Raw genomic sequence first — 25,117 nt, 5'->3', positions numbered from 1 at the left:
ACCCACTGGACCCACTACACGCCCGCCGGCGACGCCCCGCGCTCGACCACCAGCCGGGCCGCCCCGCTCCCGTCCGCCGGAACCGCCCAGATCCCCGACTCCAGCCCGTACGCGACGGTCCGGTCGTCGAGCCAGGCGGCCTGGTCGTCCACGCTCCGCGTCTCGGCCAGCAGGGTCTCCTGCCCGGAGGCCAGATCGAGGACCGCGAGCCGCCACGGCGCCGCGAGATCGGCGGAAACCCGTTTCTTGAAGGCGATCCGCTTCCCGTCCGGCGAAAGGGACGGGCATTCGACGTTCTCCCGGATCATCTTCGCGACGAGTTTCTCGTAGTCCGCCTCGACCAGGTACGTCTTCCCCTTCGTCCCCACGGTCGCGTAGAACCGCTTGCCGTCGGGGGTGAAGGTGATCCCCCAGTAGTTCACGTCGGACGAGTAGTACGGCTTGCCGTCGAGCAGGAGCCCCATCTCCTCGATGCTCTTCATCAGCTTCCCGGTCCTCAGGTCGAAGATCCCGGCCCTGGTCGAGAACCCGGTCTCCGCATAGGAATCGCCGTTGACGAACAGCGTCCAGTAGGCGAGTTTCCCGTCCGGCGAGACCCGGCCGCGGCTGGGGGTGCCGGGCAGTTCGATCCGGCGGATCTCGTTGAGGTCCTTGTCCAGCACGATGACGTCGGTCATCGGCGGCAGCACCCCCGGCTGCGCGGACAGGCACAGCGCGGTCCCCGCCGAAGCAGCGAAGCGGTCACAGCTGAGCCCGGACACCTTCCGGGGTTCGCCCGGCCGGTCGACGGGGACGGTGGCGAGATGGCCGAAGTCGGGGCCTTCGGCGGTGTTGCGGAACAGCAGCTGTCCCTTGGCCTGCACCGAAACCGGCTGCCCGGTGACGACGGCGACGGAGTTCACCTCCGGCCCGCGGTCACGGGAGTGGAGCCCGTAACCGACGGCGGCCGCGATCAGGAGGACGACCGCCCCGGCCACCCCCAGGATGCGCGCCCTCATGCGTGTGTCCTCAAAGGACGGATGAGGGCGGCCGCGACGACCACCACGGCCAGTGCGCCGGCGGCGACCAGAACGGCGGCGTGCAGATCCCAGGTGGTCCAGGCGAGTCCGAAAAGGACGGACGCGAACATCCGCGTCGTCGCCTGCCCGGTCTGCACCAGCGCCAGTCCGCTCGCCCGCTGGTGCTCGGGCAGCAGCGGTCCGGCGGCGGCCATCAGGACCCCGTCGGTGGCGGCGTAGAAGACACCGTGCAGCACCAGCGCCAGTACGGCGAGGATGCCGCCGTCCACCGGTCCCAGCAGCGCCAGCAGCGCGACGACCAGCGCGACGTGTCCGCCGAGGAACACCTTCCAGCGGCCGATCCGGTCCGAAAGCCTGCCGAACGGCACGGCGAGCAACAGGTACACGCCCGCGGTTCCCAGTGGCAGCAAGGGAAAGAAGACCGCGCCGAGATCCCAGCGACGCTGCAGTACGAGATAGAGGAACGAGTCGCTGAGGGTGACCAGGCCCAGCAACGCCGCCCACACGCAGATCCGGCGGAACGACGCCTGCCGGATCAGGCCCGCGGTCTCCCGCAACGAGACCTTGGGCCGTACCGCGTCGGGCTTCGGCTGGTGGTCCTTGACCAGCACCAGCAGGATGATCACGCCGATCGCGGCGATGCAGAAGCTCGTGAAGAACACCGAGTCGTAGCTGCCGAGGCTGAGCCACAGCACGGCCATCGCGACCAGCGGGCCGAGGAACGCGCCGAAGGTGTCCATCGCGCGGTGCACGCCGAACGCGCGGCCGAGATGTTCGGGTTCGCTGCTCAACGTGATCAGCGCGTCCCGCGGCGCGGTCCGGACGCCTTTACCGGTACGGTCGGCCGCCAGGACGGCGCCGATCGCGACGGTGGACGAACCCGCCAGCATCAGGCCGATCTTGCCCAGCGCCGAAAGGCCGTAACCGAAGCAGGCGACGGCTTTGAGCCGTTGCCACCGGTCCGCGAGATGCCCGCCGACGAGCCGGACGACGGCGGTGACGCCGGAATAGAGGCCGTCGAGCACGCCGAACTGCAGCGGGCTCAGACCGAGGCCGAGAACGAGGTAGAGCGGGAGGACCGCGGTCACCATCTCCGACGAGATGTCGGTGACGAGGCTGACCAGGCCGAGCGCGACGACGTTCCCGGTGACGGCCCGTTTCACGCCGCTCTTCGGGACTTCCGCCGCGGCGTCCGCTCCCCTGCTGGTGGCTATGTACATGGGAGACCTCCTTCACGCGCACCGAACGACCGCAATCAGGTGCCAGGTTGCGATGGTCCGCGACGCGAACCATCGCAACCTGGTGCCGAAACGCGAGGATCAGTGGCAGGTGTAGGTGGGAGACGAGTCGATGGTCTTGCCGTCGAGACCGATCAGCTGGGTCGAGAAGGCGTTGTCCGACATGTTCAGCTTGAGCACGCCGTAGGTCGAGATCGCCTTCGCCGTGGCCGGGTGCTCGGTCTTGACCGGGTACAGGGTCGCCCCGCCACCACCGCCGATGATCTGCACCGGACCCGCGGGATCCTTGTCACCGTCGGCGTTCTGCGGGTAGAACCGCTCGTAGTGGTGGTCGTGCCCGTTGAGCACCAGGTCGACCTTGTTCTGGACCAGGGTCTCCCACAAGGTGGCCATCTTGCTGTTGTCGCCGTGGTCACCCGAGGTGTAGCGCGGGTGGTGGTAGTACGCGGCGACGCAAGGCTTGGTGTTGTTCTTCAGGTCCTGCTTGATCCAGTTCAGCTGCTCGTCGCTGATCGCGTTCGCGGCGAGGCCGGGCGAAAACTCCGTGCTGTCGATGGCGACGAAGTGCCAGTTGCCCATTTCCCAGCTGTAGTAGGTCTTCCCGTTCGGCGTCGCGATCTTGCCGAAGTACTGCTTGTAGGCGCCCAGCGGGGTGTGGTCGTAGGTCTCGTGGTTGCCGGGGACCGGGTGCATGATGTTCTTGTACTTGCCCCAGGTCTTGTCGAAGTACTTCGTGAAGTCCTCGATGTGGGCGTCGTCGTACTGGTTGTCGCCCATGGTGATGACCGCGGCCGGGTTCATCTGGCCGACCAGCGCGGCCGTCTTCGGGTGCACGCACGATGACGACGAAGCGGTGCACTGCTCGGCGATGTCACCGGAGGCGGCGAGGACGAACGACGAACCGCCCGCCTGGGTGGTCGCCTGGATCTGGTTGCTGGCCGCCGAGGTGTTGCCGGCGGCGTCCTTCGCGCGGACGGTGTAGGTGTACGCGGTCGACGCGCCCAGCCCGCTGTCGGTGTAGGACGCGGTCTCGGTCGTGCCGACGACCTGGCCATTGCGCAGCACCTCGTAGCCGGTGACGCCGACGTTGTCCGTCGAGCCCGTCCACGTCAGGTCCACAGTGGACGAAGTGACCGAACCGGCCTTCAGGTTCGTCGGCGCGGTGGGCGCCTGCGTGTCGCCGGAGGAGTCCGACGTCCCGTAGACCTGCATCTCCCAGAGGGAGTAGCCGTAGCTCGTGGCGCGTTTGGTCCCGACGAGGCGGAGGTACCGGCCGCGGGCGGACAGGCCGGTGAGGTCGTCGGTCCCGCCGTTGCCGTTGGTGACGGATTTGACCGGGGTCCACGCCGAGCCGTCGTTGGAGACCTCGAGTTTGTACGCGGTGGCGTACGCCGCTTCCCAGTTCAGCTTGACCCGGTTGATGGCGGACGGACCGCCGAGGTCGATGCGGATGAACTGCGGGTCGGCACCTTCGGCGCTCGCCCACCGGGTGGTGCTCTTCCCGTCGACGGCCAGCGGGCCGCCGTAGGAGGAGGACTCCACCGACGAGACGAGGACGGCTTTACCTTGGGACAAAAGGACATCAGCGGCTTGGGCGTTACCGCTGAGCAGCGTCGGCAACAGGATGGCGGCCGCGCCTAGTGGCAGTAGTCGGGTTCGGGCCTTCACATCGATCTCCCCGGGAATCCGTGGCGGCGGGTTGAGAGGGACGGGTGCGCGGCGTTGTTCGTTGAGCACTGTTCGTTTGGTAACTTTCCTAACGAATGCGTACCGTAATCCGTACCACTCAGTGAGTCAAGACGTAGACTCGTCCCATGACCGGCGCCTTGATCTTCGACTTCGACGGAACGCTGGTCGACACCGAGGCCGCCGTCCTCGTGGCCTGGCAGGAGACGTTCCGCGAACGCGGCGGCGAACTCCCCCTCGACGTCTGGCACACCGTGATCGGCACGCAGAACACCGCCGTCGCGATGTTCGAACTGCTCGAGAAGAACGACGAGAACCTCGACCGGGTCGCGGTCCGCACCGGCGTCCGCGCCCGGGTCACCGAACTGCTGGAATCAGTGGGGCCCCGCCCGGGCGTCCAGCAGTATCTCGACGACGCGAAGGAACAGGGCCTGCGGCTGGCCATCGCGTCCAGTTCGACCGGCGACTGGGTCACCACACATCTGCACCGGCTCGGCCTCGCGGACGCGTTCGAGGCCGTCCTCACCGGCGACCTCCACGAGGCGAAGCCGAGCCCGGACCTCTACCTCGCCGCGCTCGCCGCGCTGGACCTGCCCGCGGCCGAGGCGATCGCGTTCGAGGATTCACCGCACGGCGTCACCGCGGCGAAGGCCGCCGGACTCCAGTGCGTGGCGGTGCCGAATCCGATCACCGCGGTGCTGAACTTCGACCACGCCGACCTCGTACTCGGCTCGCTGGCCGACAAACCGCTCGGCGAGTTGCTCAGCCGTTGAGCAGTTCGCCAAGGCGGGCCAGGAACGGACGCTGGCCTTTGAGCAGTTTCTCCTCCGCCTCGGCCAGCCCGAACCAGGCGACCCTGTCGACCTCCGGGAACTCCCGCGTCCGGCCCGACCGCGGCGGCCACTCCATTTCGAAGGTGCCCGGCACCACCTGAGCCGGATCGAGGTCGCCCTCGACCGCCCAGACCGTCACGACTTTGCCGCCGGACTGCTTCACGACACCGAGCGGGAGGTACTCCCCCTCCGGCGCGGGCAGCCCCAGTTCCTCGGTGAACTCGCGCCGTGCCGCGGCCTCCGGCGCCTCGTCCGGCTCGTACTCGCCCTTGGGCACCGACCAGCCGCCCGCGTCCTTCTTCGCCCAGAACGGTCCGCCCATATGCCCGAGCAGCACCTCGGCCACCTCGCCCGACCTGCGGAAGAGCAGGATCCCGGCACTCGTCTTACCCGCCATGAGGTCCAGTCTGGCCTTGCGCCGATCGGGTGATGTGACCGGCCCGCGAAAAAACTTTCCGCCCGGATGTCGATTCGCGTCGAGCCCGTCCGACGCGTTGTCAGAAGCCGCCCCACAGACACTCCCTCCCGGAAGGACCGGAACCATGACGCAGACCATCACCCCCGCCCAGACCACCGCCACCACTACCTCGCGTGCCGCCAAGGCGCAGGGCGCGATCCAGTCGGCCGTCCGGATCGTCGTCTCGTTCCTCTTCCTCTGCCACGGTTTGCAGGGATTCGGCTTCTTCGGTGGTGTCGACGGCGCCGGCGGCTCGGTGGAACTCGGCTCCTGGCCCGGCTGGTACGGCAGCGTGATCGAGGTCGTCGGCGCAGTACTGGTGCTGGTGGGCCTGTTCACCCGGCCGGTCGCGGTGCTCCTCTCCGGCGTGATGGCCTACGCCTACTTCACCGTCCACGCGCCGGAAGGCCTGCTGCCGCTGCAGAACATGGGCGAACTGTCGACCCTCTACTGCTGGATCTTCCTGCTGATCGCCGCGATCGGCCCCGGCACCTTCGCCCTCGACACCCTGCGCCGCCGACGCTGATGGAGAATCGCGAGGCCCCTTTCCTGGAACGATTCCAGGAAAGGGGCCTTTAACGCGTTTCGACGTTGTTAAATCCGGACATAACATCGAATTACCCCCCGAAAGAAAGTTCCCTACAGATGGGGACATCCGGCATCCTCATCACATCAATGGTTTAGACCACCTTGAGCCGGAAGGATGCGTCATGACCCAGACAGCCACCGCCACGACCACCGAGATCGGTCCGACCGCTCCCAAGTGGCAGGGACTGGCCCTCTCGGCCGTCCGCGTAGTGGTCGCGTTCCTGTTCCTCTGCCACGGCCTGCAGAAGCTGGGACTCTTCGACAAGCCCGCCGTGCCGTTCGCCACCTGGCCGGGCTGGTACGCCGGGGTCATCGAAACGGTCGGCTCGCTGCTGATCCTCGTCGGCCTGTTCACCCGCCCCGTCGCGGTACTGCTTTCGGGCACGATGGCGTACGCGTATTTCGTCGTGCACCAGCCCGACGCGTTGTTACCGCTGCAGAACAAGGGCGAGACGGCGGCCCTGTACTCCTGGATCTTCCTGCTGTTCGCGGTGGTCGGCCCGGGCACCTACGCGCTCGACACCCTGCTGCGCCGGCGCCGGAAGTCCTGAGCCGGTCTCGGTCTCACGAGGGCTTGGCCAGTGTTCTTGCCTTCACGCGCCACTGGTGTGACTGCTGGTGCCTGTGGGGCGAACGCGGCGATCTTCGAGTCCGTGAAGGCCTCCTTGAGGGACTCTGGGTCCCTCAAGGAGGCCTTCACGGACCGGGCCGGAGATCAACCGCAGCCGGACTCCACACTCCCGATGCTAGGAACGGTCCTTTCCTTGCAAAATCTGCAAGGAAAGGACCGTTCCTAGCGTTCGAGGGGGTGTCAGCGGCCCTGTGGCAACCCGGCCGCCAAATCGGACAACGCCAGCACGTGCTCCATCAGCACGGTCAGCACCTGCTTCGTCGACTCGCGTTCCCGCGCGTCGCACAGCAGCAGCGGGACGTCCATGCTGACGTCGAGCGCCTGCCGGACCTCCTCGGTGCCGTAGCGGTAGGCGTTGTCGAAGCAGTTCACGGCGACGACGAACGGCAGTCCGCGGCGCTCGAAGAAGTCGACGGCCGCGAAGCAGCTGTCGAGCCGCCGGGTGTCGGCCAGCACGACGGCGCCGAGAGCGCCTTCGGCCAGTTCGTCCCACATGAACCAGAATCGGTCCTGTCCCGGCGTGCCGAACAAGTACAGGATCAGTTCGGGGTTGATGGTGATGCGGCCGAAGTCGAGGGCGACCGTGGTGGTCGTCTTCTTCTCGACACCGGTGAGGTCGTCGACGCCCTCGGACGCCGCGGTGATGACCTCCTCGGTGCGCAGCGGGGGAACCTCGCTGACCGAACCGACCATCGTGGTCTTACCGACCCCGAACCCGCCGGCGATGAGGACCTTGACCGCGTTCGCGGTCAAGGATCGCCGGGGCTCAGAGTTTCCGGATGCCATCAAGAACCGCCTGGAGTACGTGTTTGTTGGGGGTGTCGGTGACCGGGGTCGCGGTGCGGAACAGCACGAGGTTCTGTTCGATGAGGTCGCTCAGCAGTACCTTCACCACCGGCAGCGGAAGGTCTATGCGCGCGGCGACCTCCGCGACGGAGGTCGGTCTCTGGCACAGGTTGAGGATCCGCCCGTACTCCGGCTCGAAGCCCGCCACCTCGTGCGCGCTGCGCATGGCGACCACCAGGGTGATCAGGTCGAGGCCGAGCGTGTCCGAGCGGGTGCGCCCGCCCGTGACGGCGTACGACCGGACCAGCGGGCCGGCCTCGTCCTCGAACCACGACTCGTGCCGCCCGCTCATGGCGAAGTGGGAGTCGCGGCGCGGGGCGCCGAAGTGAGCACCGCGCCGACCCGCTTGACCATCAGGTTCATTTCGTAGGCGACGAGACCCATGTCCGCGTCTTCCTTCGCCAGCAGCGCGAGGCACGCTCCGCGCCCGGCAGCGGTGACGAACAGGAAGGCGTGGTCCATCTCGACCATGGTCTGGCGGACGTTGCCGCCGCCGAAGTGCCGTCCCGTTCCCCGCGCGAGGCTCTGGAACGCCGACGCGACCGCGGACAGGTGCTCGCCGTCCTGCTCCGACAGGTTCCCGGACCGTCCGATGAGCAGGCCGTCGGAGGACAGGACCACCGCCCTGTCGGCACCGCTGACCCGCTTGACCAGGTCGTCCAGCAACCAGTCGAGTTCACTGACTCCCGCGTTGGCCATCTAGTCACGATCTCCGTACATGTCGAGGTCGGTGTAGTCGTCGGTGGGTTCGGTGTCCCGTGCGCGGCGCGTGCCCTGCTGGAACGCGGCGAGCCGGTTCCTCGCCAGCTCGGGGGTGTCCTCGCGGACCTCCTCGGGCTGGGCGGCGGGCCGGTCCTCCATGAGCTGGGGGACCAGGTTCGCCTGACGGCGGCGCTGCGGCAGCGGTGGCCTGCCGGGCGCCTCGGGGCCGGGCCGCCGGGTCTGCGGCGGGCGGCCGTCCTGGGGACGGGTGTCCTGAGGCCGGGTGTCGGCGGGCGGCCACGCCGGCGGCTGCACCGGCTGCGGACGCCCCTCGGCACGGACGGGCTCGGGACGGATCGGTTCGGGCCGCGGCGTCTCCGGCCGGGGCACCCGCGGCGGCCTCGGGGGCAGCGGCGGCAACGTGCCGCCGGGCTGGTCCGGGCCCTGCGCTTGCGGCTGGGGTGCCACGGGCATCGGCACGGGCAGTTCGGGCCGTTCCGCGGGGAACTCGGTGCGGTGGCGGGCACGACGGCCCGGGAGCAGCGGCGCGGCTTCCGGCACCTCGGTGCTCTCGGGGTCCACCTCGTCCTCCGGCTGATCAGACGGGACCGGCGCGAGCAGGTCGGTGCGGACGAGCACGATGGCCCTGGTGCCGCCGTACGCCGACTCGCGCAGGTGCACGGAGATCCCGTGACGCGCGGCGAGGCGCGCGACCACGAACAGGCCCAGCCGTGGCTCGGCTGACAACGCCATGATGCCGAAGTCCGGCGGATCGGCCAACATCGCGTTCAGCTCGGCGGCCTGTTCCGGCTCGATACCGAGGCCCTGGTCCTCGACCTCGATCACGACACCCTTGCCGACCACGTTGCCCCGCAGCTCGACGCGCGACTGCGGCGGCGAGAAGGCGGTCGCGTTGTCGATCAGCTCGGCGAGCAGGTGCACGAGGTCGCCGACGACCGGGCCCTGCACCGCCATCGCGGGCATCTTCGCCGTCTTCACCCTGGCGAAGTCCTCGGTCTCGGCCGAGGCACCGCGGGTCAGCTCGGCCAGCGTCACCGGCTTGCGCCACTGACGGCCGGGCTGACCGCCACCGAGGATGATCAGGTTCTCCGCGTTGCGGCGGGCGCGCGTGGAGAGGTGGTCCAGCTGGAAGAGCGTCTCCAGCTGCTCCGGGTCCTCCTGTTTGCGCTCGGCCTGGTCGAGCACCTTGAGCTGGCGGTGCACGATGACCTGGCTGCGGTGCGCGATGTTGAGGAACACCGTCTTGGTGCCCTCACGGGTCCTCGCCTCTTCCACCGCGGCCGCGATGGCGGTCTGCTGCGCCTTGTTGAAGGCCTCGGCGACCTGTCCGATCTCGTCGTCGCCGTGGTCGAGGAAGTGACCCTTGTCGTCGAGGTCGACGGGTTCACCCGCCCGCACCCGGTCCACCAGTTCCGGCAGCCGGATCTCGGCGACGTCGAGGGTGTCCTCCCGCAGCCGCGCCAGCCTTCCGATGAGCCGGTTGGACAGCCGCAGGGCGATGACGAACACCCCGATCGCCACCAGCAGCGCGATGGCCGCGGCGATGGCCGAGGTGATCAGCGTCCGGTCGGCGTCGTCGACCGCCTGCGTCGTGGCCGTACCACTCTGCTCGACGAAGCCGCGCATCATCGCGTCACTGACGCCGCGCGCGGCCTGAAGCCACGTCTGCTCGGGGATGGGGAGCGTGGCCTTGCTGTTCTGCAGGAAGGTGTTCTCGACCGTGTTGACGGCCTTCCACGGATCGCTCGCGACGAGCTGGTCGAACTTCGCCTTGACGTCCGGCAGCATCCGCGAGACCGAAGACTCCAGCTGCGAGCGGTAGGAACCGACCTCGGTGACGTAGGCGCGGTAGGTCTCGTCGGTGAAGCCGCCGCCGGCGACCGCCGCGGCGGCGAGGGCGTTCGCGCGCTGCATCTGGTCGATGGCGGTGAACAGCGGCACCGCGGTGATCCGCTGGTAGGCGTTCTCCGCGTTCGGCGCGTCCTGGGCCAGCCCGGTGAGACCTTCGACGAACTGGTCGAGGATCTGGTTGTAGAAGGTGAAGGCGTCCAGCAGCGGGAGCTGACCGGAGTCGGCGGACTGCCGCATCTGCGGCATCTTCTGGAAGAGCCCGTTCACCGTGGCGATGTTGCGCTGCACGCTGTCGGGCGAGTCGCCGATGAACTTCTGAAGGTGCGCGACGACGCCCTGGGTGGCGGCGTCGGTCTTCGCGCGCTGCTCGACGAGCGTGGCGTGCTGCGACCGGTCCCCGGCGAGTTCGCGCAGCGTCAGGCGCCGCTCTTCCTGCACCTGGACGAAGAAGGGAAGAGAGGGGGCTTCCGAGTCACGGATCCGCTGCGCGTAGTCACGGCCGTTGACCGCGTCGAAGATCAGATACCCGCCGATCGCCAGACCGACCAGCATCAGCGCGATGCTCGGAATGAGCGCGATCGTCAGAACGCGCGAACGAATCGAAGAGCCGCGGCCTCGTGGAAGGGGAATTTGCTTCACCGTGGTCCGTTTTCCTTCCGGCAGTTTCAGGTGTCGGGTCGCCGGGGATCTCATACCCGCGGGATCCGATTGCCGGATCAACACAGCGTGGTCCGCTCCGCCCGCGAAGACGCTAGGAGACCCAAACGGGTGAGTCAAGTCCGGACGCGAAGGGTAGTCGCGTATGGCCGTGACCAGGTCACGAGAGGCCGGTGGACCTCGAAAGTCCACCACGTGGACCAGGGCACCCCGCCAAGTGACTCACCAGTAGGTCACCTGGCGGTTTACCGCAGGCAGCGGCTTGATCGACACCCTTCGGACTCGATCAAGTCACAGCTTCCGGCGCCTGCTTCGCGGTGAAAAAGCCGGCGAAAACTACTCGCCGTGACGTCGCTCACGCTTTCGGACCAGCACTCCACATACCGTTCGGTTTGCGAACGACATCACCGCGGAGGAACGCCGTCGTAACGCCGTTCGCGCCACGGAATCGAGAATTGCGGACACTAATCGCCGATTCGGCGAAATGATCTTCGTCGGCGCGGCCGAGCTCGTCGTCGAGGAGCGCGTCGACCTTCCCGGAGGCGTCCCGGAGCATCCGGACGCCCGCCCAGCACAGGGTCGCCATCCCGCAGATCAGGATCGCGACGAGCACGGTCTCGACCGGGTACCGGGAGCCGAATTCGTTGAGCAGAAAACCGGAGGCGACACCGGACACGGCGACGGCGGTATAGGTGAACGACACGATCCCCTCCTTCTCCAGGCGCCGGGCCCGCGCCTCGCCGGTAAGACGCGCGACGCGGGTTTCCCTTACGCCACAGGGGAAGGATCTACGTCACACTCGCGGCGAGAGCGAATATCGAGATTAACAGCGGATTCGCGAAAGATCGCGCGTTCTCCCCCGCGGGGGCGAGGCGATCACCTATTTGCCACCGATTCCCGAATGATATTCATCGTTTCAGTGTCGAAGCTCCCGAAGCGTCGTAACGGCACGCAGCACCTCGCCGTAGGTGGTGTAGAGCGGAGCCAGCCCGAACCTCAGCACGTTGGGCGGGCGGAAGTCACCGATCACCCCGCGCTCGATCAGGGCCGCCATCGTCTTGGCCGCGTCTTCGTCGATGACCGAGATCTGATGCCCGCGGTCTTCGCCGCGCGGGGTCGCGATCGTCGCGCCGTCGAGGAGTTCGTCCGCGCACCGGAAGAAGAACTCGCCGAGCGCGAGCCCCTTCGCCCGCAGCAGCCCGCGATCCACGCCGTCCCAGACGTCGAGGGCCGCGTCCAGCGCGAGCAGCGAAAGGATGTCGGGAGTGCCCGCGCGGCCCCGCGCGATGCCGGCGTTCGCCTCGTACGCGCCGCGCATCGCGAACGGGTCGCTGTCGCCCGCCCAGCCCGCCAGCGGCTGTTCGAACCCGTTCAGCCATTTCGTTGCCACGTAGAGGAAAGCTGGTGCGCCGGGACCGCCGTTGAGGAACTTGTACGTGCAGCCGACGGCGAGGTCCACGCCCGCCTCGTCCAGCTCGACCGGCAGCGCGCCGACGCTGTGGCAGAGGTCCCAGAGCACCAGCGCGCCCGTGCGGTGCAGTGCCCCGGTCAGTGTGGCCATGTCGTGGGCGCGTCCGGTCACGTAGTCGACGTGGTTGATCAGCGCGACGGCCGTCCGTTCGCTCGCCTCGCGCGGCATGTCCTCGGCGACGACCCGGCGCACCGTGCGCCCGGTCAGCCGGGCGACCTCGTCGGCGATGTAGCCGTCGGTCGGGAACGTGTCCGCGTCGACGAGGATCTCGTCGCGGCCCGGCCTGAGGCGGGTCGCGGCGACCAGCGCCTTGAACAGGTTCACGCTGGTCGAGTCCGCCACGACGAGCTGCCCCGGCGCGGCACCCACCAGCGGCGCGATCCGCTCGCCCACCCGCACCGGCGCCTCCCACCAGCCCTCCGACCAGGACCGGATGAGCCGTCCACCCCACTGCTCGCGGACGACCGCGGCGACCCGGTCCGCCACGTGTTTCGGCGGGGCACCCAGCGAGTTGCCGTCGAAATAGGCGACACCGGCGTCGAGGTCGAATTCGTTCCGCTTGTGCGCCAAGGGATCGGCCGCGTCCAGTGCCGCGGCCTCCGCTACGAGATCAGTCACGGTGGTCATCGTCGGCGAGAGTGTTCCAGAAGTCCAGCTCGTACGCCTGGAACAACCGCGCGTGGGTCCGAGCGTCCTTTTCGGACAGTTCCCCGGCGTCGAGCGCGGCCTGCACGGCCCGTACGGCGAGCTCTTCGAGCTCCGGGGACGGCGCGCCGAAGAAGTCGAAGAACGCACACGCCTCGTCGTCGAAGCCGTAGCGCTCACGCATCGCCGCGGCGATCGCGGCGCAGTACCGGCCGAAGGCGGCGAAGTTGGCGACGATCGCCACGATGACGTCCGCCGGTTCGCCGTTGAGCGCCAGCCAGGCGACGAACGCCGGATACGCCTGGCAGCCCGCGCGCGGCTCGAAGCCGGGCGATTCCTCGGCGAGCGCCGGCAGTTTGCCGAGCGCCAGCCCCTCACCGGCGGCCAAAGCCGCGAAGAACTCGCGCGCGTTCCGCTCCCGCGCGCGGGACGCGAGGTGCAGGAAACCACGCCAGTCGCTTCGGACGATCCGGTACTCCTCCGCGGCGATCGCGGCGAAGATCCCCCGTGCCGCCTCGCCCGCCGCGACCGACGGGACGAGCCGGTTTTCGTCGTCGCGGGGTGCGAGTTCCGCCTGCACCGCGTCGATCAACTCGCGTGCCGAACCGGTCATCGTCGAGGGTCCTCCCGTTCGGTACTGACGCGGTGAAAACGGAAAAGGTGGACATTTCGCGAGACGCGACCGTGGCCGCGATTCTCTATCCAGCACTGCCGACAGCCCTTACAGTGTGCCTGATCAGGCAGCATCGAGGAGGCCAGCGTTGACCACCCAGCCGACCGTCGCCGAGCAGATCGAAGGCCAGACCATCCCCGCCCTGCTTCACCGCAACGCACAGGAGTTCGGTGAGTTGCCGGCGGTCACGTCACTCGACAAAGAGGGCAAGCCGACCCTGACCTGGGCCGAATTCCGCACCGCCATCGCGGAGGTGTCGCGCGGGCTCGCGGGCCTCGGGGTCGGCGTCCGCGACCGGATGCTGATCATGGCGCCGAGCAGTCCCGAACACCTGATCGCCGACCTCGCCGCGGCACATCTCGGCGCGATCCCCTGCACCGCGTACGCGACCCTCAGCCCGGAGCAGATCGGGTTCGTCGCCCGGCACAGCGCCGCCGGCGTCGTCGTCCTCGCCGGTGCCGACGAACTCGGCCGCTGGTCGCAGGTGCTCGACGACCTGCCCGCGCTGCGGCACATCATCCTGCTCGACGCGTCCGTGATCCCCCCGGACGACAAGCGTTTCCTGTCGTTCGCCGAGCTGCGCGCGGCGGGCGCGGAGGCGCACGCGGCCGACCCGCGGGCGTTCGAGACGGCGTGGTCCTCGATCACCCCGGACGACCCGCTGTCGATGATCTACACCTCCGGCACCACCGGCGACCCCAAGGGTGTCGTGCTGTCGCACCGCAACGCGATCTACCAGGCCGTCGCCGTCCAGAAGCTGCACGACTCCCCGATGCACGCCACCAACATCGCGTACCTGCCGCTCGCGCACATCGCCGAACGCGAACTGTCGATCTACATGCCGATCGTGTGGGCCGGCCACGTGCACACCGTCGGCGACCCGACCGGCGTCGTCGGCGCCCTGGGCCAAGTGCACCCGAAGAGCTTCTTCGGCGTCCCGCGAGTTTGGGAAAAGATGGTGGCAGGCCTGAAGAACCTGCTCGGCTCGCTGCCGGAAGAGAAGCGGAACGGCCTGCTCGGCGCGAACGAACTGCTGCAGCAGGGCTACAAACTGCGCAGCGACGGCAAGGAGGTCCCGCCGGAACTCGCGGAGAAGATCGCGCGGACCGACGCCGCCGCGCTCGCGCCGGTGCGGGCGATGCTGGGCCTCGACCGGATCGAGGTCGCCTCCAGCGGTGCCGCCGCGCTGCCGGTGGAGATCCTGTACTTCATCGCCGGGCTCGGCGTCGAGATCCAGGAGGTCTGGGGACTGTCCGAGACCACCGGCGCGGTCACGTCGAACACGCCGTCGGCGTTCAAGGCCGGTTCGGTCGGCCGTCCGCTGGAAGGCATCGAGGTGCAGGTCGCCGAAGACGGTGAACTCCTCGTCCGCGGCGCCATCGTGTTCCTCGGCTACCTCCAGGAAGACGGCACGATCAAGCCCGACGTCGACGCCGACGGCAGGCTCGCCACCGGCGACATCGGGACGATCGACGAACGCGGCTTCGTCACGATCACCGACCGCAAGAAGGAACTGATCATCACCTCGAGCGGCAAGAACATCGCCCCGACGAAGATCGAAGGGCTGCTCAAGGAACACCCGCTGATCGGACAGGCCGTCGCGATCGGCGAGAAACGGCCGTACGTCACCGCGCTGATCGTCGTCGACGACGAGATCGCGCCGGGCTGGGCGACCGCGAACGGCATCCAGCTCGCCGAAGGGGAATCGCTCGCCGACAACGCGGAGGTCCGCGCGGAGATCGAGAAGGCCGTCGAGGCGGCCAACGCGCGGCTGTCCAGGATCGAGCAGATCAAGCGGTACCACGTGATCCCCAAGGCCTGGACGCCCGAAACCGGCGAGGTGACCCCGACCCTGAAACTGAAGCGGCGGATCATCAACGACCGCTACGCACCCACGATCGCGGACCTGTACCCGGCCCCCGCTCCGGAACCCGCTCCCGCCGCTGGTTCCTGACGCGCGTGAAGTCGTAACTCGCGTGATTGAAGGCGGATCTCGCGTGTCTGGAGGCGTAACACACGAGTTACGCCTCCAATCACGTGAGTTACGGCTTCAATCACGCGAGTTCCGTCTTCGAGCACGGGACGAAAGGAGTCGCGACCGGGAAGGGGCCGCTGCTAACTTGCCGCCGTGGATCTCTTCTCCCGCTCCTGGGCGGCGCTCCTCGCCGCCGTCGCCGAAACCCCCGACGAAGACTTCGCCGAACCGTCCGGCTGTGCCGGCTGGCTGGTGCGGGACCTGGTGTGTCACCTGGTGATCGACGCGCAGGACGTCCTGATCACCCTCGCCACTCCCGCCGAAACCGAACCCACGCGCGACGCGGTCACCTACTGGGAGCTCGCCGACAAGCCGCCGACCGGCGAGGACGACCTCGACGCGCTGATCGTGCGGCTCGCCGCCGCCTACCAGGAGCCGCGGCTGCTCAAGTTCCATCTCGACGACGTCGGTTCCGCCGCGGGCCGGGCCGCCGGCCTCGCCGATCCGGGGATGCGGGTCGCCACCCGCGACATCGTCCTGTCCGCGGGCGACTTCCTGTCCGCCTACGTCCTGGAGTGGACGCTGCACCACCTCGACCTGGTCGCGCATCTCCCGCACCTCGACGGCCCCGCCGCCGGCAGCCTCGCCAGGACGCGGCAGATCCTGGAGCAGCGCACCGGCGAGACGTTCCCGGCGTCCTTCTCCGACACGGACGCGCTGCTGGTCGGCACGGGCCGCCGTCAGCCGACGGACGCCGAGAAGGCCGAACTCGGCGACCTGGCCGCGAAGCTGCCGTTCGTAGTGGGCTAAATCCCAGGTCTGCGGACGACTCGCGTGACCAGAGGGACGACACGCGTGATGGGACGGACGACACGGTCGTGTCGTCCACCTGATCACGCGTGATCAAGCCGTCCGGGTCGACTCCGTCCACTTCCGCAGCCGGGGCGGGACACGCTTTTCGAGCCCGTAGTTCTCCAGGTGCGCGCTGAAGACCTCGTCGAAGGCGCGCTGCACGGTCTCGGTGTCCCACACCGGCCGCTCGAGGATGGGCTGCTTCAGGTACGGCTGCCCCATGACGTGCAGTTGCGGCCCGTTGCAGCGGATCATCTGCCCGGTGATGCCGTCGGATCCGGCGCCGAGCAGGAAGAGCACGATCGGCGCGATCCGCGAGGGCGTCCGGTCCGGCGGGCAGGCCCGCAGCGACCGTTCGGATTTCCACACCATCCGGGTGTGCGCGAGCGGGCAGACCGCGTTCACCCGGATCCCGCTCTCCTCCAGGTCCAGCGCCCAGGAGTAGGTCAGCGAAGCGACGGCGCCCTTGCTGGCGGCGTACACGCCGAGCTTGCGCTGCCCGAGCGAGGCGCCGGACGAGATGTTGACGATCGACCCCGGCCTGCCGCTTCCGACCATCGCCTTGATCGCGGCGAGCCCTGTGTACATGACGCCGAGGACGTTCACCTCGACCAGTTCGCGTGCCTGCTCGACGTCGTCCTCCCACGGCAGCGCCTCGTAGTTCAAGCCCGCGTTGTTGACCAGCCCGTCGATCGCGCCGAACTCGGCGAGGCACAGGTCGACGATCTCCTGCGCCTGCTTCGGATCAGCGACGCTGTGCCCGCTGGCGACGGCCCTGCCGCCGAACCGGCGGATGTTCTCCGTCGTCCGTTCGGCCAGTTCGGCGTCGATGTCGTTGACCACGACGGCCCCGCCTGCCCTCGCCACGTGCACCGCGAACGCCTCACCGAGTCCCCGCCCCGCCCCGGTCACGACGACGGCCTTGTCGTCGAGCAAACCGTTCATCGCCTTCACCCCTTTGAACCAGCCGGCCTCCACCTCCAGACCGGTCTCTACTCAGTGTTGGCCCATTCGGCCCAGCCGGGACCCGGGCGGCGGCGAACGGCGGCCCGGCTGCGCCGAGCGAGGGCACGCCGATAGCCGCGCAGATACCCGCGGGCGAGTCAGGCCGATGTCACCCACCGGTCGGACGGCGTAGCCCGATCAGCTCAACAGGCGGAGGATTCACCGGTCTTCTGTTCGTCTCCCTGTAGCCGGAGGCATACTGAACGTTGTCCGGCGGGACAACGACTGTGACTCCCTCGTCGACCACGTAACACGGCAGGCAAGAATGCGAGGGAAGCAAGTTCACCCGATCGGGGGGAGGTGGTCACGCAGTGAAGACGAACGCGGCGCCGCGGATGACCGCCGCCCTGGCGAACCGCGAGTTCCGCGCACTCTGGCTGGCCGAGGTGCAGTCCCTCATCGGGGATCAGCTCACCATCGTCGCGCTGGCGATCCTCGTCTACGACCGGACAGGCTCCGCGTTGCTCTCCGCGGTGGTCTACTCCCTGACCTTCCTGCCCGCGCTGGCCGGCGGCCTCGGCCTCTCCCAGCTGGCCGACCGCTATCCGCGGCGCACCGTCCTCGTCGTCTCGTCCCTGATCCAGGGGCTGCTGATCGCGATCATGGCGATCCCCGGTACCCCGCTCGCCCTGCTGTGCGGGCTGGTGGTGCTGGCGCGGCTCGTGAACGCGCCGGGCAACGCGGCGCAGAACGCGCTGACGCGCGAGGTGTTCACCGACGACGACCTCTATCTCAAGAGCCAGGACATCCGCGGCATCTCGACCAACACCGCCATGCTGCTCGGCCTGGCGGGCGGCGGTCTGCTGGTTTCGCAGGTCGGGGTGAGCTGGGCGCTGGCGCTGGACGCCGCGACCTTCCTGTTGAGCGCGGCCGTGGTCCGCTTCTCCGTGTCCCGGCGGGCGGCGGCGTCCGACGGCAACGGCAGCTGGTTCGGCGCGGTCAAGCAGGTCTTCGGCAACCGTCACCTGCGGGTGCTGGTCTGGTTCTCGTGGCTGGTGGGCCTCGCCGTCATCCCCGAGGGGCTCGCGGCACCGCTCGCCGCGGAGATGGGCGTCGGGAAACAGGCCGTCGGCTGGCTGCTGGCCGCCGATCCGCTGGGTTTCGTCATCGGGGCGTTCCTGCTGTCCCGGTTCGTCTCCGCGGAACAAAGGCGGAGGCTGCTCGGCGTTCTGGCGGCACTACCGATGCTCGCCCTGATCGCCTTCGCGCTCAAACCCGGGCTGATCCCGGCGTTGCTGCTGCTGGCGGCGGCGGGTGCCGCGGGGGCGTACCTGATCACGGTGAGCGCCACGTTCATCACCTGGGTCCCGAACGAACTCCGGGGCGGTGCGGGCGGGGTGTACCGCACGGGGTTGCGGGTGGCTCAAGGAATAGGGGCGGGACTCGGCGGGCTCGCCGCCGATCGGCTCGGGGCGGCGACCTCGGCCATCGCGCTGGCAGGCGTGGTCGGCCTGCTGCTGGCCGTACTGGTCGCGTTCAGCTGGTGGCACATCAACGGAACCAGCCCGGAACCGTTGCTGTCATGACGAATCCACACTGGACGACCCCTGGGGCGGCGACTCGGCCGCCCGGCGGGTTCGTACTCGGAAATCTCGACGACGGAACACTGACACAGGACCTTGGTCTTCGGCACGGGGACGAAAAGAAACGACTCTCGATCAGAAGTCACGGCTCGACATGGTCGGACACCTCCTGGGAACCTCGCAGCGAACTAATACCTTGTCCGGGCTCAGAAGTCACGGCTGGACACTATCCGTCACCCCTTCCGCGTCGCGTCTCGAAAAACATTCAGTCACCAAGATCAGAAATCACGGGACACGATTGCCACCTCCGGTCCGTGTTCGCGGGCACCCTTGCCGCTGTCGGACAACTGATGCGATGGGATGATACCGGCCGTGGAATACGAACGGTGTATCAGTCGGTACCGGTGAGATTACTCAGCCGTGCCGTCCGCGCGGAAAAGAGGTAGCAATTGCCAGCCGAGACCGGTGACCGCCGCCAGCACGGTGACGGCACCGGCGACCTTGACGACGCGGCACCGCCCGCCGCGGCGCGGAGCGAGGTACCGGTGACCGAACGCGGGCAGGTGAGCCCGGAAGGTGACCAGGCCGAACCGCGGGAACGCCATCCCTACGATCCCAGGGCGTGGGCGCTCTGGCAGCGGCCGAAACGGTTCATCGCGTTCCTTTTCACCATGGAGGCGATCGGAATCGCGATCATGGTCGTCGCGACGATGGATTCCACGAATCCGGGAAGAACGGACTGGGTTCGTTTCGCGATTCTCGCCGTCGGCGCCACCGCGCATATTCAGCTGACTCAGCGACAGGAGGAAAGGCGGCGCGATCGCAGTCGCACCGTACTCATCGACCTCACCGCGGTATGGACATTTCCGGCCGCGGTCATCCTGCCGCTTTCGCTGACGCTTTCCATCATCGCGATCGTCCGGATCCAGCATTGGTTCATCGCCCGGCGGCCCGCGCACAACTTCGTGTTCTCTTCGGTCACCCACGGCGTTTCGGTGACACTGGCGTCGCTCACCTTCGCCGCGTTCGGCCCGCATGAATGGGGACGGATTTCCGGCTGGGACACCCTCGGCGAATTCGGCGTCCTGATCGTCACCGGGATGGTCTTCGAAGCGGTGCAGATCGCCTACATCGGCGGCATCCTCACGATCGGCTCGCCGAAGCGGCCCTCACTGTCGACCGTGCTCGGCAATACGGCCGACAACCTGCTGGAGGCCATCACGATCGGCCTCGGCGCGGTCACCGCGGTGCTGCTGTTGATCATGCCGCCGATGGTGATCGTGATGGCCGTGGTGACGGTGGTGTTCAATCGCCTCGCCGAGATCGACCAACTGCAAAACGACGCCAGGACGGACCCGAAAACCGGTGTTCTGAACATGCGCGGATGGTCGGAGTCGGCCGATCGGGCACTCGGAAGGACTGCCCGATCGGACGACGGCCTTGCGCTTCTGATGATTGATCTCGACCACTTCAAGTGGATTAACGACACATATGGACACCCGGCGGGTGACGACGTCCTCCGCGATGTGGCACGGAAATTGGACGAGGTCACCCGGCCCGCCGACGTCATCGGCCGGTTCGGTGGCGAGGAATTCCTCGTACTTTTGCCGGATATCGACGAAACCGCGGCGAAACTCGCCGCCGAGCGAGTGCGCAGTGCTATCGCGGAACTGCATATAGTGACTACCGACAAAAGGGGCAGCCGGGTGACGATCTCGGGCCGGACCACCTCGATCGGGGCCGCGCTGTTCCCTCGTCACGGTGAATCCCTGGAGGAACTCCTGCACGCCTCCGACGCCGCCGTCTACGTGGCCAAGGAGAACGGCCGGAACCAGGTGCGGTTCGCCCAGGACGTGGACCGGCCCGCTCCCCCGCCGGCCGCCGAGGCCTGAGGGTGGCCGTGAGTGGCGTTTCGGGTTCTATTGAGGGGAAGGGCAAACGTGTCGTGGCGCGGGGCCGGTGTCGCTCCTGCGCAGGCGTTCTCCTGGTAGCGAGGGCCTCCTTGCCTACCCTGACGGTAGTGATCGAGGCTTTCGCTACCTTCAGCTGTGATCCCTGGTGACAGTGGGACGGCTGTGACCTCGGCGCCGGTCGTGAAGTACATGAAGGCCCCCTTCCTTGCGCCTAGCGCAAGGAAGGGGGCCTTCATGTACTTCGGCAAGGCGTGACTCGCGTGCTTGGATGCCGCGCCCGAGACACGACACGTTTGCCTTACCCCTCAATAACCCGAAACGCCACTCACGACCACCTGGACCGAACGCGAACCCCGGGTCACGCCATCAGGGGAACCCCACGGAAACCCAGGGGGTTATCCGGATGTCGGCCTTGATCGGCGGATGGCACCCTGGACGCCATGCCAGCGACAGCCCAAGCCGCCGCTCGTCCTGCCCGGATCCGGCGGCCGTGGTCGACTTCGGGCTGGTTGTTGCTGGTCACGGTGCTGGTGTTCGGTTTCGGCCTGATCGCGTCGCGGCCCGCGTCGCCGCCGGACCAGGGCCCACCGACGGGTGATCTGCTCGCCGCGCAGAACGCGGTCGACGCGCTGGTGCGGCCGGGTCCGGTCGAGAACGTGCTCGCCGCACTGCCCGCCGACTTCACCGCGGTCAGCGGGATCACCCCTGGCGTGATGACCGCACGCGACGGCACCGTGCGCGCCGTCCACACCGACGGGGGTTGCTCGGCGCCGTGGGGCGACGACAACACCAAATGGGACTACGCGGTCCCCTGCAAGGCCCACGACCTGGGCTACGACATCCTCCGCTACGCCGAACGCAAGGGGCACCCGCTCGGCCAGGAGGCCAGGGCCTCGCTCGACGACCGGCTCTCGGCGGACATGCACAACGCCTGCGTCCTCAACCCGATGGACTCGCGCGGCACTTGCGACGTCGTCGCCTCCTTCTATACCGCCGGTCTGGTGCTCAACTCCTGGCATCAGCGCTGGGGGCCGCCGGTCGGTGACCCGCTCGGCCCGATGATCGTCGGCGTGCTGGTGATCGGCGCGCTGCTGGTGTTCCGCCTCCGCGGCTGGGTCCGCACCCGCCGGACCGTCGTCACCCTCCCCCGCGAGCCGCGGCCGGTGGTCCCGGTCGGCCGGTGGGCGTTGCTCGGGGTCGCCGGTGTCGTGCTGATGCTGCTCGGCGAATCCGCCGTCGCGCTCGCGCATTGGGCGGGGGCACCCGAGCGGTCGTTGTGGCCGTTCACCTGGCTCGCCCAGCTCTGTCCGGTCGTCTTCTTCGCGGTGGGCCGGATCAACGAGGCGGGCTGGCGCTCGATCCGCGCGACCGGCGGCCGCTACCCGCAGTACCTCGCCGACCGCGCGAGCCCGCTGCTGCGCCCGGCGCTGATCTTCGCCGTCGTCGCGCTGGTCGTCCCGCTCGCGCTGGAGGTGCTGGGCATCCCGACAGGGACGAACGCCACCGTCATGCGGATCGCGCTGCATCCGCTCTGGCTGCTCGGCGTCTTCCTCTTGACCGTCGTGCTCGCGCCGGCGCTGCTGACGCTGTATCACCGGACGCGGACCGCCTCCGTCGCCGGGCTGCTGGCCTTGACCTTGGCGAGCGAGGCCGCCGCGCAGTGGTCCGGCTCGGCCGTCCCGCGCTACGCGGAGACGTTGTTCCTTGCCTTGTTCGTCCAGCAGCTGGCGTTCGCCCACGCCGACGGCGTCCGCCTGCGGCGCGGCGCCCTCCTGGCGACGGCGTTCACCGGCGCCGCCGGGCTGGGCCTCGCGGTCGCCGTCCGCGGCGAAGGACCGATGCTGCTCGGCGGCCCCGGCGCCCCGGCCGCGTTGTCGGGCCCGCCGTGGGGAGTGCTCCTGCTCGGGCTGGTCCAGCTCGCGCTCCTCGGCCTGCTCGCGCGGCCGCTGGCCCGGCTCGGCGAACGTCCCGCGGTCGCCGCGACCGCCCGACTCGTCCTCCGCGCCCCGATGAGCCTCTACCTCGGCTTCCTGGCCGCGATGCTGCTGCTCGTCGCGGTCGTCTACCTCCCGGGCCCGTTCGTGGACGGGCTCAGCTGGCTGGCCCGCCCGCGGATCCTGCTCGCGATGGCCCTGCTGGCCGTGCCCGCCGTGCTCGTCTTCTGGTGGTTCGAACGTCATGCGGGACCGCAACAGCGAGCGGTCGACGAGCCGGGCCTGCGCGCCGCGATGTTCTGCCGGGCGGCGGCGACGGTCGGGATGGCGTACGCGATGCTCGGCGTCTTCGGCTTCGCGCTGACCCGCTTCGGGGGCGCGTCGGCCGACGCCGACCTCCTCGGGCTCCGGTTCGGCCCGGTCCAGAGCCTGGTCAACCTGTTGCTCGGGGTGTACCTGCTGCACACCGTGCGGAACGGCACCAGCCGGATGACCGGCACCTGGCTGGTCTGTGCGGTCGCGTGCGCGCCGCCCCTGATGAGCGCCCTCGACGGCAAGCACGTGAGCGCCGCTTCGGTCGCGCTGCCGGTCGCGACGATCGTCGTCGCGATGCTCGCCGCGGCCGCCACGCTGGTGCCCGCCCGCGCCGCCCGGCGTGTCCTGCCCTGAGCCAGACAGCGCTGACCAGGCGTTCTTCGTACCATGGTGAGGAAACCGGTGGTGCGTGCCACATCTCCGGGGGGATGTGTAATCCTGCGACAACCCTCAACAGGCACCATGCGTCCCTTGAGAAGACCGTCGACCGGTAGCGAACAGAAGGAGCAGACCGCGTGGAGTATCCGCCTCGGAATGGGTATGGGGATCGACGTCCCGCCCGGCCTAGGCAGGACGCGCCCGGACGCGTTCCTTCCCGCCCGGCCCCGCCCCGTGGAGACCGGCAGGCACCCGCCCGCCAAGCCGCCGGTGGCCCGCCCCGGCGCCCGTCCACGCGACGACGGTCGTTCCGCGGCCCCAAGATCGCGCTGGGCCTCGTCTCCCTGCTGGTGATGGGCCTGACCGGCTACGCGTGGGCCGCGATGGACGGCCTGACGTTCGCGAACGTCGGCATCGGCGCCGACGAGGGCGACAAACCCGCCGACGGCGCCCGCGACATCCTGCTCGTCGGCCTCGACAGCCGCACGGACGCGCAGGGCAACCCGCTGTCGAAGGAAGTACTGGCCCAGCTGCGTGCCGGGCAGGCCGACGGCGAGCTGAACACCGACTCGCTGATCTTCGTGCACATCCCCAACGACGGTTCCAAGGCCGTCGCGATCTCGCTGCCGCGCGACTCCTACGTCGACATTCCCGGCGGCTACGGCAAGCACAAGATCAACTCGGCGTACGCCCGCGCGATGCTCGACGAGCGCAAGAAGCAGCAGGAGAACGGCGTCTTTGACCCGAAGGAACTCGACCAGAAGGCCAACGAGGCCGGGGCGAAGACCCTGATCAAGACCGTCGAGCAGCTGACCGGCTCGACCATCGACAACTACGCCGCCATCAACCTGCTGGGCTTCAGCGAGATCACGCAGGCCATCGGCGGGGTCGACGTCTGCCTCAACGACGACGTCAACGACCAGTTCTCCGGCGCGAAGTTCAGCAAGGGCCCGCACACCATCTCCGGGGTGGAGGCGCTCGGCTTCGTCCGGCAGCGCCACGGGCTGCCGCGCGGCGACCTCGACCGGGTCGTCCGCCAGCAGGTGTTCATGGCCGGGATGGCGCGGAAGGTGCTTTCGGCGGGCACGCTCGCGAACCCGGGCAAACTCAACGACCTGATCACGGCCATCAAGAAGTCGGTCGTGCTCAACCAGAACTGGGACGTCTTCGGCTTCGCGCAGCAGATGAAGAGCCTGACCGGCGGTCAGCTCGAGTTCCGGACGATCCCGATCGTCAACATCGAGTACAAGACCCCGAACGACGGCGTCGCCATCCAGGTCGACCCGAAACAGGTCAAGAACTTCGTCCAGGGGCTCGCCGGCCCGCAGCCCGGCGAGCAGCAGCAGGCGCCGCCCGCCGAGTCGCCCAACAAGGCGACCACGGTCGACGTCCGCAACTCCACGAACCGGGACGGCCTCGCCTCGACGGTGCTGAAGCAGCTCGTCGACAAGGGCTTCACCGCGGGCGACACGGCCACCGCGAGCGCGCGCAAGAAGACGGTGGTCTGGGTCGCCAAGGGCCAGAAGGCGGCGGGACAGGCCGTCGCCGACGAACTCGGCGGCAACCCGACCGTCCAAGAGGACAAGAGCGTCGAAGCCGGGCACGTGATGGTCTTCCTCGGCTCGGACTTCAAGTCGCCGAGCGGCGCCGAGGGCTCCGGCTCCTCGCAGAACGCCGCCGGTTCGTCGGCCGCGGCACCCCCGCCCGAGCAGTCCGACGAGAAGCCGATCACGGCCGAAGGCGTGCCCTGCGTCAACTGACGCACCCTTCGAGCGACTGTCGATCCTTTCCGGCGAGCAGGCTGGGTGTGGGGGAATAAACAAAAGCGCGGGCCCCCCCGCCCCAAAAAGGTTTGGGGGCACCCCGCCCCCCCCCCGGGGGGGGGGGCCCCCCCCGCCGGAAGG

21 protein-coding genes are annotated in these 25,117 nt (G+C 68.7%); 9 read left to right on the top strand and 12 right to left on the bottom strand.

Features of this window, described 5'->3' with window-relative positions:
• Positions 1-14: 14 nt before the first annotated feature.
• The 3 genes from ACIHAO_RS35635 to ACIHAO_RS35625 all read right to left on the bottom strand — a co-directional run bounded on the left by ACIHAO_RS35635 (position 15) and on the right by ACIHAO_RS35625 (position 3,925).
• Entirely contained in the window at positions 15-998 is a 984-nt protein-coding gene (locus ACIHAO_RS35635; protein ID WP_396565428.1) for a hypothetical protein, read from the bottom strand.
• Complete coding sequence (locus ACIHAO_RS35630; RefSeq protein ID WP_396565426.1) at positions 995-2,239, bottom strand: MFS transporter; 1,245 nt, start codon at positions 2,237-2,239, stop codon at positions 995-997. Before ACIHAO_RS35630 ends, ACIHAO_RS35635 begins: the two co-directional genes overlap by 4 nt.
• A 99-nt stretch (positions 2,240-2,338) precedes the next feature.
• Positions 2,339-3,925 (bottom strand): discoidin domain-containing protein, encoded by a 1,587-nt coding sequence (locus ACIHAO_RS35625; protein WP_396565424.1) that lies wholly within the window; start codon positions 3,923-3,925, stop codon positions 2,339-2,341.
• A gap of 146 nt (positions 3,926-4,071) precedes the next feature.
• Between ACIHAO_RS35625 and ACIHAO_RS35620 the strand changes: the two genes are divergently transcribed.
• The gene (locus tag ACIHAO_RS35620) at positions 4,072-4,716 is read left to right on the top strand and encodes an HAD family hydrolase (RefSeq protein ID WP_396565422.1); all 645 of its coding nucleotides are present in this window, start codon (positions 4,072-4,074) and stop codon (positions 4,714-4,716) included.
• Here ACIHAO_RS35620 and ACIHAO_RS35615 read toward each other — a convergent pair.
• The gene (locus ACIHAO_RS35615; RefSeq protein WP_396565420.1) at positions 4,706-5,173 is read right to left on the bottom strand and encodes an NUDIX domain-containing protein; all 468 of its coding nucleotides are present in this window, start codon (positions 5,171-5,173) and stop codon (positions 4,706-4,708) included. The two genes, ACIHAO_RS35620 and ACIHAO_RS35615, sit on opposite strands and share 11 nt — an antisense overlap.
• Before the next feature lie 145 nt (positions 5,174-5,318).
• On the opposite strand from ACIHAO_RS35615, the gene ACIHAO_RS35610 reads away from it, so the two are divergent.
• Positions 5,319-5,759 carry a DoxX family protein gene (locus tag ACIHAO_RS35610; RefSeq protein ID WP_396565418.1) on the top strand — a complete coding sequence of 147 codons (441 nt, stop codon included), beginning with the start codon at positions 5,319-5,321 and terminating at the stop codon, positions 5,757-5,759.
• Positions 5,760-5,943: 184 nt separating this feature from the next.
• Entirely contained in the window at positions 5,944-6,372 is a 429-nt protein-coding gene (locus tag ACIHAO_RS35605; protein WP_396565416.1) for a DoxX family protein, read from the top strand.
• Positions 6,373-6,632: 260 nt separating this feature from the next.
• Here the strand turns inward: ACIHAO_RS35605 and ACIHAO_RS35600 are convergent, their stop codons facing one another.
• The 7 genes from ACIHAO_RS35600 to ACIHAO_RS35570 form a co-directional block, all read right to left on the bottom strand.
• Positions 6,633-7,238 carry an ATP/GTP-binding protein gene (locus ACIHAO_RS35600; RefSeq protein WP_125785033.1) on the bottom strand — a complete coding sequence of 202 codons (606 nt, stop codon included), beginning with the start codon at positions 7,236-7,238 and terminating at the stop codon, positions 6,633-6,635.
• A complete protein-coding gene (locus tag ACIHAO_RS35595) occupies positions 7,219-7,590 on the bottom strand; it encodes a DUF742 domain-containing protein (protein ID WP_396565414.1) in 372 nt (123 codons plus the stop codon). The genes ACIHAO_RS35600 and ACIHAO_RS35595 overlap by 20 nt, the downstream gene beginning before the upstream one ends.
• Positions 7,587-7,997 (bottom strand): roadblock/LC7 domain-containing protein, encoded by a 411-nt coding sequence (locus ACIHAO_RS35590; RefSeq protein ID WP_037341577.1) that lies wholly within the window; start codon positions 7,995-7,997, stop codon positions 7,587-7,589. Before ACIHAO_RS35590 ends, ACIHAO_RS35595 begins: the two co-directional genes overlap by 4 nt.
• The gene (locus tag ACIHAO_RS35585; protein WP_396565412.1) at positions 7,998-10,511 is read right to left on the bottom strand and encodes a nitrate- and nitrite sensing domain-containing protein; all 2,514 of its coding nucleotides are present in this window, start codon (positions 10,509-10,511) and stop codon (positions 7,998-8,000) included.
• 373 nt (positions 10,512-10,884) lie between these two features.
• Positions 10,885-11,232, bottom strand: a complete 348-nt coding sequence (locus ACIHAO_RS35580) for a hypothetical protein (protein WP_396565410.1) — start codon at positions 11,230-11,232, stop codon at positions 10,885-10,887.
• Between the two features lie 213 nt (positions 11,233-11,445).
• Entirely contained in the window at positions 11,446-12,627 is a 1,182-nt protein-coding gene (locus ACIHAO_RS35575; RefSeq protein WP_396565408.1) for a kynureninase, read from the bottom strand.
• Positions 12,611-13,258, bottom strand: coding sequence for a transcriptional regulator (locus ACIHAO_RS35570; RefSeq protein WP_396565406.1), 648 nt, complete (start codon positions 13,256-13,258; stop codon positions 12,611-12,613). Before ACIHAO_RS35570 ends, ACIHAO_RS35575 begins: the two co-directional genes overlap by 17 nt.
• A gap of 148 nt (positions 13,259-13,406) precedes the next feature.
• On the opposite strand from ACIHAO_RS35570, the gene ACIHAO_RS35565 reads away from it, so the two are divergent.
• Both ACIHAO_RS35565 and ACIHAO_RS35560 read left to right on the top strand, forming a co-directional pair.
• Positions 13,407-15,272, top strand: coding sequence for an AMP-dependent synthetase/ligase (locus tag ACIHAO_RS35565; protein ID WP_396565404.1), 1,866 nt, complete (start codon positions 13,407-13,409; stop codon positions 15,270-15,272).
• 174 nt (positions 15,273-15,446) lie between these two features.
• Positions 15,447-16,103: a maleylpyruvate isomerase N-terminal domain-containing protein gene (locus ACIHAO_RS35560; RefSeq protein WP_396565402.1), complete on the top strand. Its 657-nt coding sequence runs from the start codon at positions 15,447-15,449 to the stop codon at positions 16,101-16,103.
• A gap of 93 nt (positions 16,104-16,196) precedes the next feature.
• On the opposite strand, the gene ACIHAO_RS35555 is transcribed toward ACIHAO_RS35560, so the two are convergent.
• Positions 16,197-17,090 (bottom strand): SDR family NAD(P)-dependent oxidoreductase, encoded by an 894-nt coding sequence (locus ACIHAO_RS35555; protein ID WP_396565400.1) that lies wholly within the window; start codon positions 17,088-17,090, stop codon positions 16,197-16,199.
• A gap of 371 nt (positions 17,091-17,461) precedes the next feature.
• Between ACIHAO_RS35555 and ACIHAO_RS35550 the strand changes: the two genes are divergently transcribed.
• The 4 genes from ACIHAO_RS35550 (at position 17,462) to ACIHAO_RS35535 (ending at position 24,973) form a co-directional block, all read left to right on the top strand.
• Positions 17,462-18,676 (top strand): MFS transporter, encoded by a 1,215-nt coding sequence (locus tag ACIHAO_RS35550; RefSeq protein WP_396565398.1) that lies wholly within the window; start codon positions 17,462-17,464, stop codon positions 18,674-18,676.
• Between the two features lie 446 nt (positions 18,677-19,122).
• Positions 19,123-20,565, top strand: a complete 1,443-nt coding sequence (locus ACIHAO_RS35545) for a GGDEF domain-containing protein (protein ID WP_396565396.1) — start codon at positions 19,123-19,125, stop codon at positions 20,563-20,565.
• A gap of 461 nt (positions 20,566-21,026) precedes the next feature.
• Complete coding sequence (locus ACIHAO_RS35540) at positions 21,027-23,189, top strand: phospholipase A2 (protein WP_396565394.1); 2,163 nt, start codon at positions 21,027-21,029, stop codon at positions 23,187-23,189.
• A 377-nt stretch (positions 23,190-23,566) separates the two neighbouring features.
• Positions 23,567-24,973, top strand: a complete 1,407-nt coding sequence (locus ACIHAO_RS35535; RefSeq protein WP_396565455.1) for an LCP family protein — start codon at positions 23,567-23,569, stop codon at positions 24,971-24,973.
• Positions 24,974-25,117 lie beyond the last annotated feature (144 nt).

It is taken from the genome of Amycolatopsis sp. NPDC052450 (assembly GCF_044547565.1).
GTDB lineage: Bacteria > Actinomycetota > Actinomycetes > Mycobacteriales > Pseudonocardiaceae > Amycolatopsis.
The sequence above is the reverse complement of the archived record's forward strand: the minus strand, read 5'-3'. Positions and strand labels throughout refer to the sequence as shown.